Raw genomic sequence first — 14,550 nt, forward strand, 5'->3', positions numbered from 1 at the left:
CGAATATTGGACAGCAAGAGCTTTAGCCATTTCTTCCCATATTTCAAGTCGTTTTGATGGACTTAGGCGCTACAGTCCTTGTCTGTTAAGCTTTATGAGTCCTGAAAGCTGATAGTTTAGCATACTAAGTCCGGAAGAACCAAATTCATAAGCCAAAAATCCTAGGAAACAATCGGCAAACCAGCTAAAGCCATGGCAATTTCCTGGTCACTATACTCGCTATCACATAATCGTCCCGCGTGATAATCAATGTAAGATTGCATGTCAAAATGACCGTGACCACATAAATTAAATAAAATCGTGCGGCTAATCCCTTCTTCCTTACAGCGTAAGGCTTCGTCAATTGCCCCTTTAACCGCGTGGTTGGCTTCCGGTGCGGGTAAAATCCCTTCAGCACGGGCAAACATGACCCCCGCTGCAAAACAATTTAATTGGGGATAGGCACGAGGTTCAATTAACCCTAATTCAACTAAATGACTGATTAGAGGACTCATTCCGTGATAGCGTAATCCACCTGCGTGAATCCCTGGCGGCACAAACGAACTGCCTAATGTGTGCATTTTAACCAAGGGGGTTAGATGAGCCGTATCGCCAAAATCATAGGCGTATTTTCCTTTGGTTAAGGTTGGACAAGCGGTGGGTTCTACGGCGACAAATCGAGTCGTTTCTTGCTTACCCCGTAACTTGTCACCCAGAAAAGGAAAGGCAATTCCAGCAAAGTTGCTCCCCCCACCTGTACAAGCGACAATAATATCCGGATAATCCCCTGCCATTTCTAATTGGGTTTGTGCCTCTAACCCAATCACCGTTTGATGTAAAAGAACGTGATTTAGAACGCTACCTAAGGCATAGTTAGTGTTTTTATTCCCTAACGCTACCTCCACCGCTTCACCGATCGCAATCCCTAAACTGCCTGTACTATGGGGATTATCTGCCAGAATCGAGCGTCCAGCTTGGGTTTCATTGCTGGGACTAGGGATGACTTTGGCACCATAAGCTTCCATTAAAGCGCGTCGATAGGGCTTTTGTTGGGCGCTGACTTTCACCATATAAACCACAACCTCTAAGTCAAACAGCGCCCCAGCAAAGGCTAAGGCTGAACCCCATTGTCCCGCCCCGGTTTCTGTGGTTAAACATTTAATTCCAGCCTCTTTGTTATAGTACGCTTGGGCAACGGCGGTGTTAGGTTTATGACTTCCGGCTGGACTAACGCCTTCATATTTATAGTAGATTTTGGCAGGTGTATCCAGGTGTTTCTCTAAGCGTCTGGCACGATAAAGCGGAGTGGGACGCCATTGACGATAAATTGATTGTACAGGCTCAGGAATTTCTATTTCCGGTTCGGTGCTGATTTCTTGTTCAATTAATGCCATCGGGAACAGCGGTTCCAAGTCAGCCGGCGTAATCGGTTGACCGGTGACGGGATTGAGAACTCCTGGTAAGGGTGTGGGTAAATCCGCTTGGATGTTGTACCAAGCTTTGGGCATTTGGCTTTCGGACAGGGTATATTTAATCTGCATATTAGGAGATTAGGGCTTAGTCAAATCGTAATGGCTGAGATTTATCTTATATAGCATTTTCAATTAAGATGTGAAACTAGGATTGAGGGAGGAATGGAACAGGGAACAGTAAGGATTCAATCGGATACTATATGAGATGGCTATTTTCGGGATTAAATGAGCAACAAGTTGACGAGTCCATTCCCTCGGTTCACCCGGCTTGGTTGTTAGCCTGGGGGCAATTTCGCGCTGAACCGCCAGATTGTACATTCTTGATTCCCAACCAGTTAGCGGTAAGTCTGATTCAACCCGCTTTTAGCCCTCAAGGAGACTATGGGGTAGTTGGGGATATCTGGTTAAGTAATTCTGTCAGATTGTTGCAACAAGTAGGAATTGCACCTAGGGATTGGCGGGGAACAGATCAAGCATTGGTGGCGCTACTGTGGGAACGTTGGGGACAGGATTGTTTAGATTACCTGGAAGGGGTATTTGGGCTAGCGATTTGGCATCAGCCGAGTCAGAGGTTGTGGTTGGTGCGCGATCGCGTCGGCGGTAGGACGTTATATTATACGACTGTGGGTTCCTCTTGCTGGATTGCGCCTCGGTTGAGAACCCTGCGCCCCCACCATTCAGCCGACTTGGATTTAGTGGCGTTGCGGGATTATTTAGGTTGTGCATTTGTCCCCGGAGAACGCACACTTTGGCAACAGGTGCGGGAATTGCGCCCAGGTACGGTGTTACAGTTACCCGATGGACAGCCAGAACCTTACTGGCAACCTCAAGAGGAAATTACCCATCCTCAGCACAGTTTAGCATGGCACGCTCAACAGTTGCGATCGCGCCTCGATCAGGTGGTTCAGGAATACTTACCCAATACTGAACCTGTGGGGGTTTATTTATCGGGGGGATTGGATTCGAGTTGCATCACTGCACTCACGGCTAAATTTCATCCCCATCCAGTTCATACCTACTCGATTCATTTTGGCGCAGATTGTCCCAATGAATTAGAATTCTCCGATTTAGTTGCCCAACATTGCCACACCCAGCACCACATCTTAGAAATTACTCCAGAACAGATGTGGGGTCAATTACCGATAACTATGGCACAGTTGGATGATCCGATTGGTGATCCGTTAACGGTTCCCAATTATTTATTAGCGCAACTAGCGAAAGAAGCGGTTACGATTATTCTCAATGGCGAAGGGGGAGATCCCTGTTTTGGTGGTCCGAAAAATCAGCCGATGTTGCTTAACCAGTTATACGGTTCTCCGGATAATAACCCTAATTTAGTTTCTGCTTATCTCAACTCTTTTAAAAAATGCGCTGCTGATTTGCCGAGGTTATTGAATCCAGAGATATGGGATTCGGTTAAAACCACGCCATCTGTCTTTGAGGCGGACTTATTTTCATCGGCGCAATATCTGAATCGGTTAATGGGACTCAATATTAAATTTAAAGGCGCGGATCATATTTTAACCAAGGTGAATAATCTGACTCGTGCTGCTGGATTAGAAGGGCGTTCTCCCTTATTTGACCAGCGAATTGTGCAGATGGCAATGGAAACTCCGCCGGAATATAAGCTGGCGGGAAATCAGGAGAAAGCTGTTCTCAAGCAAGCCGTTGCGGATATCTTACCAGGGGCAATTATTCAGCGTCCCAAAAGCGGGATGATGGTGCCGGTGCAGTTTTGGTTTCGTCACTATTGGCAACGACAAACCAAGGCATTATTGTTGTCTAAAAAATCTGCGATCGCGCCTTATTTAAATCAGGCAGTAATTCGCGATTGGATTGAGTATCGTGGGGATACCTGGAACCGTTATGGGGTGAAACTTTGGTTATTGGTGAGTTTGGAATATTGGCTTAATTGTTGATTTAAATGGGTGACATCGAAATTATATTTTTTAACGCAGAGGACGCAGAGGTTTACGCAGAGGGGCGCAGAGGGAGTTAAGGGTTGAGGAGGCAAAAACCAAAACCTAATACCTAAAATTTACCTTTAAAGTGGGAGCTTTGATTATACTTTTTAACCAAAACTGTCGGAGGAAACCAAATAAACATCACTACTACTACTATCATTCTCAACGTCTATAAATACTGAATCTCTCCCCCCTGTACTAATTTGACTCTGATTAATTCCTTGAGTCACTATCTGTAATAGCCGTTGCGGTGTAAATGATTCCAACTCGACAAAATTACCGGATTCTAACCATGCTAGTTCCTCAGCCGATAACTCTCGCCGTATCTCTACCCCTAATTGTCTCGCCTGTTCTGCTGATTCTGGGGAAGATTCAATAAAAAGATTGCGACTATTTAAGACATGACGCGGAAGTAATCCTAAATCATAAATAGTGACGGTACTCTCAGCAAACCAGTAAGAACTCGTTCGCAAGTTATGAATCAAAGTGACACCGTGGGGACTAGCATTGTGAAGGGCGTAAACCTTTAATTCGGGATTGCGTCGCAGCATCTCTAATACCGTTGAAAAAATGCCTTGAGGATACCCCGTAATACTTAGCACCGCACAGTTATTTTCAAAGTGAAAATTATTAGCAATCAGCAGTTGAGCAATAGTAGCACTATCACAAATGACAACTCGGTCAAAACTATAGACGGTGATATCCGGATTAACCGATGTGGGTAAACGTTCCTGATTTGGAGAGGGTAAAAGTGGCTCAACTGTGCCATTAATTTGTTGCCAACGTTCTAACCAACCTTGGAATTTATGTAGTGTCATCGAAAAGGTTTGGACTAATGTGCTTTGGCGACGCAACTGACGAATTCCTAAATACAAAGATAACATACCGACAATAATAGTTATCGCGAATTGAAAAAAAATCAGCCAGCTTTCTCCACTACTATCTAGGGTAGAGCCAAACAAGGAAAATACACCAAAGCCAAGCAGAAATCCACCAATAAGTTGTAAATATCTAGTATTGCGATTGCGGACTCTTCCGGGCGTATGGGCAGAGTTACTGATTCGGTAACAGGCAAAAATTAAGAGCGGGATTCCGATGTAAGGAATAATAACACTCAGAACTAAGGCAAAGATTTGCAGAGCAACATTGTTGATTTTGCGTTTTAATCGCTTGTCGATGAGGTAGTATAATTGTTGAGGGGTAAAGTATAGACTCCCGTTGACTGATAAATCAGAGATAGCTTTAGCAAAAAATGGATCAGTGAATTTTGGCTTACCCATCGTCGTGGGTTCAAAGACAAAAGGATGTCTGCAATTTTTACATCGCCCTTGATTGGCGGTGCGGTCTTTGAGATTATTGTCAGTTTGACATTGAATACATTTCATGATCAGCGATTTTTATTTAAAATTATTTCGGTAATTTGCTAAACAATTCACTCACATACTCTCCATTCCTCTGCGTACCTCTGCGTCAACCTCTGCGTACCTCTGCGTTAAAAAAATATAATTTTGAGGTTTACTAAGGTGTACATTAAGTAAAGGGCGCACGTCAGTTCGCCCCTACGCACCTGTGAAATTAAGCAAATACCTGATTATTTAATAAAATACTATAATCTTCCCGCTTTCTAATCAATCGGTGAGTTCCCTGTTCGACTAAAACCTCAGCCGGACGCGGACGGTGTAAGAAATGAGACGACATCGCATATCCGTAAGCGCCGCTATCGAGAATCGCGATAACATCTCCAATCTTTAACGCTGGGAGTTGACAGTTGCGCCCCAAGTAATCCCGTGAATAGGTCGTGTTCCCACACACATCTGTAGGATAATGTTCTTGCTGGTTATCAGTGAAACTGACAATTTTTCGATAGCCACCATGTACCGAAGGAACCGATAAATTCGCTACGGTGGTATCGACGCCGAGAATTTGTTTGCCGTTTTGCCACTTAACTGAAACGACTTTTGCCAACAAGGAAGCACATCCTGCGATCGCGGCTCGTCCAGGTTCTATAATTAAGTCTATAGTTCTGCCTACTGTCTCTAGTTTCTGAGTTATCGCCTTGCCAAATCCTTGCCAATCAAAGGCGACGCCATTCCCCTGATAGGGATAGCCAAATCCACCGCCAAAGTCTAAATAGTCCCAATCGGGTAATTGTTGACCAATCTCACATAAGGAATCAATCACTTGAGTAAAGGCTTTGGTTGCATTTGTCCCCGTTCCGCGATAAAAATGGATACCCTTGAGTTGTAATCCCGCCGATTGGGTAATTTTCAGCGCTTCAGGGAATTCTTTGGGTTGAACTCCAATCCGGCTATCTCCGGTTAATTCCGGTACATTTAAGCGTAAACCTAAGTTTAATTGGGGTAACTTGGGGGTTAAGGTGTGATAGACTTGACAGCATAAATCTAATTGGGAGACACTATCTAAATTTAAGGTAGTAATTCCCCATTGGAGAACTTGCTCCATTTCTGCATGATTCAAATTACTGCCACTATAAACAATGGTATCCGGGGCGAATCCCGCCTTTAAGCCTAAATAGATATCTCCGGGAGTATTTGCATGAAGTCCCCACCCCTGCTGCTGGAAGATTTGCAGCAAAGCGATATTACCATTCGTCACACTCGCAAACTGGAACCGAGTGCGCGGATAGGGGACAGCGTAAGAGATATAACGAATTGTATCCCGTATGCGATCGCCTTGATACACATAGAGGGGTGAACCGTAGATATCCAGTAATTCTTGGTCATTTGTCATGGGTCATTCGTCGTTTTTAAGAAATTCCCAGCGTAGGGGCTTGGTAACCAAGCCCCTACAACGTTTTGTTTCAATCCCTGATAGGGATTCAAGAGGATTTTGACGCGATTGGTGTGGTTACTGGGCGTTACTTTGGTGTTTCAATCCCTGATAGGGATTATAGAGGATTTTGACCCTATTATCGTGGTTCTCAGGTTGAAATATTAGCGTTTCAATCCCTGATAGGGATTCAAGAGGATTTTGACGTCACCGCCCCAGCTCGGCGAGTCTTATTCGTTCAGTTTCAATCCCTGATAGGGATTATAGAGGATTTTGACTTATGCCGTTGGTTATTCCCCGTTCTTGCGATAAGTTTCAATCCCTGATAGGGATTATAGAGGATTTTGACGCAGGAGGTCACCTCCTTCATGCCCAGTGATCGCCAGTTTCAATCCCTGATAGGGATTATAGAGGATTTTGACCTCGTGGATTATATCTAAGGCAAATGCAACTAACGTTTCAATCCCTGATAGGGATTATAGAGGATTTTGACTTGCTAAACTGTTTTTTAGCTTCAATTAAAGCAGCAATGTTTCAATCCCTGATAGGGATTATAGAGGATTTTGACCAGCTTTGGTGGGAGATGTTCCGAGTCATTAAAAAGTTTCAATCCCTGATAGGGATTATAGAGGATTTTGACCTTTAGCCATTTTGAGTGCTTCACCATTTATACTCGTTTCAATCCCTGATAGGGATTATAGAGGATTTTGACTCTTTTTAGCAAATCGAGTGCGGCTTTAAGCTTGTTTCAATCCCTGATAGGGATTATAGAGGATTTTGACGACTTTACAGGGAATCTGGGGAATGCTTTACTTGTTTCAATCCCTGATAGGGATTATAGAGGATTTTGACTAGAAAGAGCAATCGCTGAATTCAGAGAGTTAGCTCTCGTTTCAATCCCTGATAGGGATTATAGAGGATTTTGACCAATGGACTTAGCAGACTCCAGTCTATCAAAAGTTTCAATCCCTGATAGGGATTATAGAGGATTTTGACCGCCGACCTCTGAAACGCTTGCTGTATGTAGTTTTCAAGGTTCAGTTCCGAGAAACTGCATCTAATATACCATTTCAGACTTCGACAGACAAGAGACATCTTCAAAAAAAACTCCAAAACCCATTCCCAGTAAGCGTTTCAAGATTTCCGAGACCCTCATTTTTGGGTGGTGTCCTCAAACCCAGAACCCATAAGGGATACAGCCTATTAATCACCCTAGCCGTTGAAAACACCTACCCCTTCTCGGATTCAAGCCAAGAAAATCGAATTATCCCGAAGCGGTTCCCCGCCGATGCGTTCAACCTTCCCTTGACAACAGCCACAGAGGAAGTAGAAGCCAATCTTATCCTGGTCTGGCTTAATCAGCTTATCCAGATGCGATCGCAACTTGGCAGACTGGATATCTGTCAAACAGCGTCCAACACACTATACTACATCCACTGCTCTTAATTTCCAATACCATCGCCAAAACCGAGACGGTAACCAAAACGGATGTAACCCAGAATACTCAGATACCGTTTCATTTAATACCCTCCTGCGCCAAACTTGCCACATTATCAGTAACCAGAGAATTTCACCAACTCGTCGCCCTCGCAAATAGGCGCTAAATTCCCCTTTAATCAGTTGCAGGGGTAATTGCGGTTGCCATCGTCCTTCGGCTGCTAAAATACCCGAATTTAACCAATATCCTACCTCAGACCATAACTCATTTAAACACCACGCCGTTAACGGCACTCCCATCCCCCGTTTTTCCCGCCACACCACCTCTGGCGGTAACCAAGATTCCACCGCACGTTTGAGGATATATTTTTCACAAGCACCCCGCAGGTAGAACTCCCCCGGTACCTGAAATGTCCACTCGGATAACGGAATATCACAAAAGGGCGATCGCACCCACAATCCATGAGAGAATGCTAAGTTAGTCGCCCGTGGGTGGATATTTTGTGCGCCTTTTAACATTAACGTCGCCCGACGCAATCGATCTAAAAGAGTCGTGGTAAACTTAGGCTCTAAAGCCTCTGCTAACCATTGTTCCGGTTGTATCGATAACGCCTGTTTGATCTGATTCTGAAATACCCGCTCCTCATATCCCCAGAGACGGTGAAACGTTCGTAAATACTGTTGGGTAAATCCTGTATTTCCGCCCGGATGTTCTTGATTATAAACACCAGCCGCAATTAGCGGTTTATTTGTCCATCCAGCAAAAAGTTGGTCGCCGCCTTCCCCATTAAAAATAACCCTTGTCTCTTGACTCGCCGCTTGACACAATAAATATAACGGAACCGTTACCCCATCACCAAAGGGCAAATCTAACGCCGTGGCTGTGGCTTGAATCGCTTGCTTGATTCGACGAGGTGTGGCATCAACTTTAACTAGGGGAATATGCAGATAGTCAGCCACCTGTTCCGCATAGGGTACTTCTGAGACACCCGCTAACCCAAAATCTAAGGTATAGGCTTTAACCTTTACTCCCGCTTGCACTAATAATGCCGCTATTGTAGATGAATCTAACCCGCCAGAGAGAAAAACGCCAACGGGTTCACGGGGTAAATTTTCCAGTTGTCGATGAACGGCATTTTTTAACCGGATTTGCAGTTGAGATACGGCTTCATCTTCATCTTGAATCAGTACAGAAGCGGATTGCCATTGATAATAACGGTGAGTGGTATGAGTTAAGTCGTGTTCAGATGTAACTTGCCAGGTTTCTACGGTTCCAGCAGCTACGGAAAAAATATTGGCTACTGGCGTCAATGGTGTGGGAACATAAGAAAAACAGCTATAACCATACAACCCATGACTATTCACCTCTGGTGTTTTAAGCAGAGGTAATAATAGCTGTAACTTAGACGCAAACCAGATAACCTTTCCCTGTTTTGTCCAATAGAGAGGAACTCGTCCAAAGGGTTCACGCCCTAAAGTTAGATGATTATTTTCCACCTTCACCCAAGCATCGGCTGAGTCGTAAAAACCAGAGGCGGATAACGCGGCGATGATACCGTCTTTATTAGCTAAGGAAGGAGGAGGATTACTGCCAATATAAGCAACCCGCCCATTTAAAGCATAATTTTCAGACAGTTTATTGATGGATTTTTTTACTTGTATTAATGTTTTTAAACCTGTCGCAGCGACGAGTATATTGGTTAACGCCGCTTCGAGTTGATCGGGTGAATCTATACCCCAATAGCCGATAAATTGATAGGGATTACTCATAATAATTGAATCTTGAATTAATTTAAGTACAATAGCACTGAAATACGCACTTTAATATATCGTAGTGGTGTGGCACACCTAAGCAAGATGAATTAGAATTCCATCCAGAAACTGTAGGGGCGCATGGCGTGCGCCCTTTTACCACAGTGGCGTGCGCCCTTTTACCACAGTGACGTGCGCCCGATTCAATGGTCACATCTATAGTTGTTGTTTTGTCGGATGTAGGCAACCCAACACGATGATAGGCTCGCATCCATTACTACGAACCGTTAAAATAGTCGAATAGATTTTATCAATAACTCTAATCATCAAATGACTCAATTACCCCGCCAAACAGAACCCCCACTTCCCCCTTGGCAAACCCTGCCAACGATGTATGATTTACCTAGCGAAAATCAGGAGGAACCTGGTTTGCCTGATGAGTTCCATTTTTTGCAACCCTTATTACTATATTTGACGTTTTTACCGCCAAATTGGTATCCCAATAGAGTGTTCAGTGCTTGTGATTTGAATCTCTATTATGACGCTACTCATCCCAACTGGTATAAACGTCCTGATTGGTTCGGAGTTGTCGGTGTACCAAGGCTTTATCAGGAACGCGATATGCGTTTGAGTTATGTGTGTTGGCAAGAACGGGTGAATCCCTTTATCGTGGTGGAGTTATTGTCTCCAGGTACGGAAGATGAAGATTTGGGTCAAAGGGAAAGCGAATTAAGACACCCGCCGACAAAATGGCGAGTTTATGAAGAGATTCTGCGGATTCCTTACTATGTTATTTTTAGTCGCTATACTAATGAATGGCTTGCCTTTCATCTGGTTGGAGGTCATTACGAATCCGTAGACTTGACTCAAGGCTGTTTACCGATACCGGAGTTGGGATTAAGTTTAGGCGTATGGCAAGGTAATTTTCGCGGGTTTAACCGACTGTGGCTACGGTGGATGACACTGGAGGGAACTTGGATTCCTTTACCCACTGAAGAAACGGAGGTGGCGAGACAAGAAACGGAAGCCGCCAGACAAGAAACAGAAATGGCGAAACAGGAAGCTGAAACGGCTAAACGACGGGTTCAAGAATTAGCCGCACGATTAAGAGAGTTAGGTATTGAGCCCGATGATTTGGAAAATAGCGAATAGTTCCGATTATTTAACTGTAAATGATTTTTGGTCGAGTGCGCGATCGCCTACTCTCATCTGCACTTGCCAAGTTCCAGTAGAATCTAAGGTGTGACGACAATAGGTATGCCAAACCTCTCGGTCAATTTTCTGGGTTTGATAGCGATTCTGATGGGCGATTTGACCATTGGGGTTAATCCAATCACACTGTAAGGAAAGCTTTTGTCCTACAGGTGCGTCTTGTAAGGTAACGCGGTAGACTATCTGTTGGCGATTAATCTCCGATATGGGTTCACACGTCTGCTGATTCGGGGTAATGCAACTTTGAGAGACAGACACTGCCGCGATCGCACGTTGGCGATTTACAATGAATACTGTGGAGGCTGCGATCGCACCCACTATCGCCACCCCCACTCCTATCCCAATCCAGCGATTCCGTTTTTGTTGAACGGCTAACGCTTGGCGACGGCGTAACTGTAACAGCGCTTCATCTAGCAACTCTGGTGGTAAATTTAATTCCTGCAAAATCTGCTGAACTTCTTGGCGGTCAATTTCAGCCTCGTGGCGTCTAGCTAATTGATCCACCTCAGCGACGAGTTGGGTTAACTGATCTTGAGTAAGTCGTTCATTAGTCACAATTAATTACTTCTGAACCAGAAGCTTGAGACTACCTACTTTCTCTATACCATAAAACCTATATTCCGTCAAGGTCAGCGCAACAAAAAGTTCCCTTTCCTTGATTAGGGGAGGGTGAGGGTGAGGTCTGTCTCAAGGTATTGCTTTCTTGAGATTCAGTTACTCAGTAAAAACACTAAAAATTTTCACGCACTCTTGTAAATTACTCTTAGCAAAATCAGGCGCTTTCTCCCAGCCAATCGGCTGAAGTTCACTCAGCTTTATCGGGTTCATATCTTCAAATGACCATTGTACCTCTTCCGCCTCGCGAGAAAGTTCTCGATAAGCAGTTGTTACATTTTTGACTATATTTTCATTAGCTATCCCTTTAAAACAACGACTCTGCTCAGTTTGCCAAAAATACTCCTGTCCAATCAGCCTATCATCAGTTTTGATAAACACTAAATACCGACTACCCGGACGGTCAAATTCCGCTGATTCGCCATAAAAATAATTGCCATCGGGTAAACCTTTCATCGTCGGCTTAGGGGTATCAACGCCGGGTGGTTTGGGTAAAGGGGGTGGGACAGCTTTAGAAATTTCTGGAGTGGGCGAGGGTATCTGAGGGGGGACAGATGGTGTATTATTGGGGACTTGTTCAGGAGTCGGTAAAACCACTATCTCTGGTGGCGTGGGTGAAATCGTGGGCGTGGGGAGAGGTGAGGGCGTCGGTGTTTCTGTGGGAAGGGGTGAGACATTCGGGGTAATCACGGGAAAGGAAAAATCTGCGGGTGTTTCTGATGCGGGGGGTGAGGAACTCTGGGCGTCTTGAGTGGGTTTAGAGGACTTACAGCCAAACACACCCAACCCCACAACCGTGAGAATCACCAGCCACTGAATCCCGTGGATACGCCGCCAGTAGGGGTTTCGGTTGTCAGGATGAGAGTCTGGGATATACACCTGACCCGCTTTCGCGTCTATCTTTGTTGTCAATTGCCTAGAATTTGCCATAGTAAAAACTAGGAAAAAATTATACGCGATCGCACCACCATCCGTCGTCGGCGATAATAGCGCCACCGCCTTTGTTACTGTAATCGAAAACTATGCGCGAACTCTATCCCCCCATCGAACCTTATAACCAAGGAATGTTACAGGTAAGTAACCTACACAGGATTTCATACGAGGAGTCAGGGAATCCGGAAGGTAAACCGGTCCTCGTGTTACACGGTGGACCTGGGGGAGGTAGCCAACCCTTTTACCGCCAATATTTTAACCCGAATCAATGGCGAATTGTCTTATTTGACCAACGTGGGAGTGGCAAAAGTACACCTCATGCTCAACTCCAAGAGAATACCACCTGGGATTTAGTCAGCGATATTGAGAAACTGCGGCTACATTTGGGGATTGAAAAATGGGTTGTATTTGGCGGAAGTTGGGGGAGTACCCTGTCCCTCGCTTACAGCCAAACCCATCCAGAACCTTGTCAAGGATTGATTCTGCGGGGAATCTTTATGCTACGACAAAAGGAACTGCGTTGGTTTTATCAGCAAGGGGCTAGCTATATTTTTCCAGATGCTTGGGAACATTACATTAAACCCATTCCAGAGGCGGAACGGGATGATTTTATTTCAGCCTATTATCAGCGTTTAACCAGTCCTGATCCCCACATTCGTCAAGCCGCAGCGAAGGCTTGGTCAATTTGGGAGGCGAGTACCAGTAAACTGATTCAAGACCCCGACTTGATGCAAAGGTTTGGTGAGAGTAATTTTGCCGAGGCGTTTGCCAGAATCGAGTGTCATTATTTTATTAATAAAGGCTTTTTTGAATCAGAGGATCAGTTGCTGCGAAATATTGACCGGATTCGTCATATTCCTGGGGTGATTGTTCAGGGACGATATGATGTGGTTTGTCCCATGATATCGGCGTGGGAGTTGCATCAGGTTTGGTCAGAAGCTGAGTTTATTGTGGTTCCAGATTCGGGTCATGCGATAACCGAACCGGGGATTCGTCGTGCGTTAATTGAAGCGACAGATAAGTTTGCCAGTTTGGAATAGCGACAGTAGGGGTTTGGTAACCAAACCCCTACTACGGCGTGGTGAGGATGTCAATAATGATGATGGTGCATTTGGGGCATCTCCGAATCCTCCATCGGAATGGAAGTCGGATGTAATCGCATCAGTAATGCACTCTGAGGCGGTGCAGGAAGCCAACCTAAACGATGAATACCCATCCAAATCGTTAACACTCCCAATACAGCCATCGCCCCTGCCATATACCGTTGCAGTTTGGGAACCTTCAGCCGCTGAATTAATAGCCCAAATCCTACCATAGCGGGCATTGTGCCTAAGCCAAACAGAAACATACCCAGGGTGGCGACAGGAATAGGTTGAGTGATAGCCAGACTCAGTGCGATCGCGGTTAATCCACAAGGAATATACCCCAACAATAGACCCAAGGGATAGGTGCGATACCAACTCGTACTAGCAAATAACCGCCCCATACTCTTTTGATACCAACGCCAATTTTGCACAGGCGGGAGTTGCACTGGTAATAAATGTAACTGTCCCAAGGCTAAATAAACCATAATTAGCCCCGCCACAATTAAAATACTGGCTCGTAATCCCAGTAAACCCTGTATAATCTGACCAAAGCTACTGGCAAGAAATCCCAGAACGGCATAGGTTGTCGAACGCCCTAGCCCATACAAAACATGAGAATACCAGGAATTAGACTGCGGTCGGGTATAGCCCATAACAAAAGGACCACACATTCCCACGCAATGACCACTGCCCACAAAACCCAGGGCTAAAAATAATAATAAGCTTAACATTATAATCGCCAACTCATGATAGGACTAACAATACCATCTTGTTAGATTAGGGCAATGATAGCCTTAAAGAATCCCTTGCATTAGCACCACTTCCAATTATGTTACCTCAACCTAAAAAGCGCTGGACTCCTGAATACTGGGCAACCTGGAAACCATTCGGTATCGGCGAACAATACCCGAATAATTACTGGGAAGTATTTCGCGCCATCTGGGAAAATCGGGATCAACTTCCCTACGCCTGGGACATCCTTAACCAAGGGGTTTGCGACGGTTGTGCTTTAGGTACCACGGGCATGAAAGACTGGACATTAGAAGGCATTCATGTCTTTGACACTCCTCAGCCTAAAGGCATGAGGATTCTTCTTTCATCGAGCGCTCTTACTATGAAACAGGGGTCCTATTTCATACCAGAGGAGCATCTCTGGAAGAAGCGTTTTGCTCCATTGCAGAAGCTAGTTACGATATGCCCTACCGTACTATTGAAAACAAGAAAAAATGTGTTTTCTGGTACTTGGTGCTTAGACTTTTTACCTGTACAAGCATTCCTGTACAGAACCCTCTAAGCCTAGTTTTCAAGGTG

General features: G+C 44.9%; 10 protein-coding genes, 2 pseudogenes and 1 CRISPR repeat array. Of the genes and pseudogenes, 4 read left to right on the forward strand and 8 right to left on the reverse strand.

The window, feature by feature from the left end:
• Positions 1-161 precede the first annotated feature (161 nt).
• Complete coding sequence (locus tag RID09_RS18740) at positions 162-1,520, reverse strand: TrpB-like pyridoxal phosphate-dependent enzyme (protein ID WP_446337442.1); 1,359 nt, start codon at positions 1,518-1,520, stop codon at positions 162-164.
• A gap of 131 nt (positions 1,521-1,651) precedes the next feature.
• Here RID09_RS18740 and RID09_RS18745 point away from each other — a divergent pair, with 131 nt between their 5' ends.
• Positions 1,652-3,370 (forward strand): asparagine synthetase B family protein, encoded by a 1,719-nt coding sequence (locus tag RID09_RS18745; protein WP_446337443.1) that lies wholly within the window; start codon positions 1,652-1,654, stop codon positions 3,368-3,370.
• A gap of 152 nt (positions 3,371-3,522) precedes the next feature.
• On the opposite strand, the gene RID09_RS18750 is transcribed toward RID09_RS18745, so the two are convergent.
• The 4 genes and pseudogenes from RID09_RS18750 to RID09_RS18765 all read right to left on the reverse strand — a co-directional run bounded on the left by RID09_RS18750 (position 3,523) and on the right by RID09_RS18765 (position 9,412).
• Positions 3,523-4,800, reverse strand: coding sequence for an MFS transporter permease (locus tag RID09_RS18750; protein ID WP_446337444.1), 1,278 nt, complete (start codon positions 4,798-4,800; stop codon positions 3,523-3,525).
• A 190-nt stretch (positions 4,801-4,990) separates the two neighbouring features.
• Positions 4,991-6,166 carry a diaminopimelate decarboxylase family protein gene (locus RID09_RS18755; protein ID WP_446337445.1) on the reverse strand — a complete coding sequence of 392 codons (1,176 nt, stop codon included), beginning with the start codon at positions 6,164-6,166 and terminating at the stop codon, positions 4,991-4,993.
• 67 nt (positions 6,167-6,233) lie between these two features.
• Positions 6,234-7,201: direct repeats of the CRISPR family, unit length 37 nt; unit sequence GTTTCAATCCCTGATAGGGATTATAGAGGATTTTGAC.
• Positions 7,202-7,450: 249 nt separating this feature from the next.
• Positions 7,451-7,612, reverse strand: a pseudogene (locus RID09_RS18760) (CRISPR-associated endonuclease Cas2); the annotation flags it as partial.
• Between the two features lie 15 nt (positions 7,613-7,627).
• Positions 7,628-9,412 carry an asparagine synthetase B family protein gene (locus RID09_RS18765; protein ID WP_446337446.1) on the reverse strand — a complete coding sequence of 595 codons (1,785 nt, stop codon included), beginning with the start codon at positions 9,410-9,412 and terminating at the stop codon, positions 7,628-7,630.
• Positions 9,413-9,724: 312 nt separating this feature from the next.
• Here RID09_RS18765 and RID09_RS18770 point away from each other — a divergent pair, with 312 nt between their 5' ends.
• The gene (locus RID09_RS18770) at positions 9,725-10,546 is read left to right on the forward strand and encodes a Uma2 family endonuclease (RefSeq protein ID WP_446337447.1); all 822 of its coding nucleotides are present in this window, start codon (positions 9,725-9,727) and stop codon (positions 10,544-10,546) included.
• A gap of 6 nt (positions 10,547-10,552) precedes the next feature.
• Here RID09_RS18770 and RID09_RS18775 read toward each other — a convergent pair whose 3' ends face one another.
• Both RID09_RS18775 and RID09_RS18780 read right to left on the reverse strand, forming a co-directional pair.
• A complete protein-coding gene (locus tag RID09_RS18775; RefSeq protein ID WP_446337448.1) occupies positions 10,553-11,161 on the reverse strand; it encodes a DUF3859 domain-containing protein in 609 nt (202 codons plus the stop codon).
• A gap of 159 nt (positions 11,162-11,320) precedes the next feature.
• Positions 11,321-12,217 carry a hypothetical protein gene (locus RID09_RS18780; protein ID WP_446337449.1) on the reverse strand — a complete coding sequence of 299 codons (897 nt, stop codon included), beginning with the start codon at positions 12,215-12,217 and terminating at the stop codon, positions 11,321-11,323.
• 26 nt (positions 12,218-12,243) lie between these two features.
• Between RID09_RS18780 and pip the strand changes: the two genes are divergently transcribed.
• Positions 12,244-13,194, forward strand: coding sequence for a prolyl aminopeptidase (gene pip, locus RID09_RS18785; RefSeq protein WP_446337450.1), 951 nt, complete (start codon positions 12,244-12,246; stop codon positions 13,192-13,194).
• 50 nt (positions 13,195-13,244) lie between these two features.
• Here the strand turns inward: pip and RID09_RS18790 are convergent, their stop codons facing one another.
• On the reverse strand, positions 13,245-13,970 hold the full coding sequence (locus tag RID09_RS18790; RefSeq protein WP_446337451.1) for a sulfite exporter TauE/SafE family protein: 726 nt from the start codon (positions 13,968-13,970) through the stop codon (positions 13,245-13,247).
• Positions 13,971-14,068: 98 nt separating this feature from the next.
• Here RID09_RS18790 and RID09_RS18795 point away from each other — a divergent pair.
• A pseudogene (locus RID09_RS18795) lies at positions 14,069-14,296 on the forward strand (FdhF/YdeP family oxidoreductase); the annotation flags it as partial.
• Positions 14,297-14,550 lie beyond the last annotated feature (254 nt).

Origin of the sequence: Coleofasciculus sp. G1-WW12-02 (assembly GCF_040219735.1) — a bacterium.
Lineage (GTDB): Bacteria > Cyanobacteriota > Cyanobacteriia > Cyanobacteriales > Coleofasciculaceae > Coleofasciculus.

Excerpts from the sequence above, each read along its gene's own strand:
- RID09_RS18740 (WP_446337442.1), bottom strand. The coding sequence starts at position 1,520 with ATGCAGATTAAATATACCCTGTCCGAAAGCCAAATGCCCAAAGCTTGG.
- RID09_RS18745 (WP_446337443.1), top strand. The coding sequence starts at position 1,652 with ATGAGATGGCTATTTTCGGGATTAAATGAGCAACAAGTTGACGAGTCC.
- RID09_RS18750 (WP_446337444.1), bottom strand. The coding sequence starts at position 4,800 with ATGAAATGTATTCAATGTCAAACTGACAATAATCTCAAAGACCGCACC.
- RID09_RS18755 (WP_446337445.1), bottom strand. The coding sequence starts at position 6,166 with ATGACAAATGACCAAGAATTACTGGATATCTACGGTTCACCCCTCTAT.
- RID09_RS18765 (WP_446337446.1), bottom strand. The coding sequence starts at position 9,412 with ATGAGTAATCCCTATCAATTTATCGGCTATTGGGGTATAGATTCACCC.
- RID09_RS18770 (WP_446337447.1), top strand. The coding sequence starts at position 9,725 with ATGACTCAATTACCCCGCCAAACAGAACCCCCACTTCCCCCTTGGCAA.
- pip (WP_446337450.1), top strand. The coding sequence starts at position 12,244 with ATGCGCGAACTCTATCCCCCCATCGAACCTTATAACCAAGGAATGTTA.
- RID09_RS18790 (WP_446337451.1), bottom strand. The coding sequence starts at position 13,970 with ATGTTAAGCTTATTATTATTTTTAGCCCTGGGTTTTGTGGGCAGTGGT.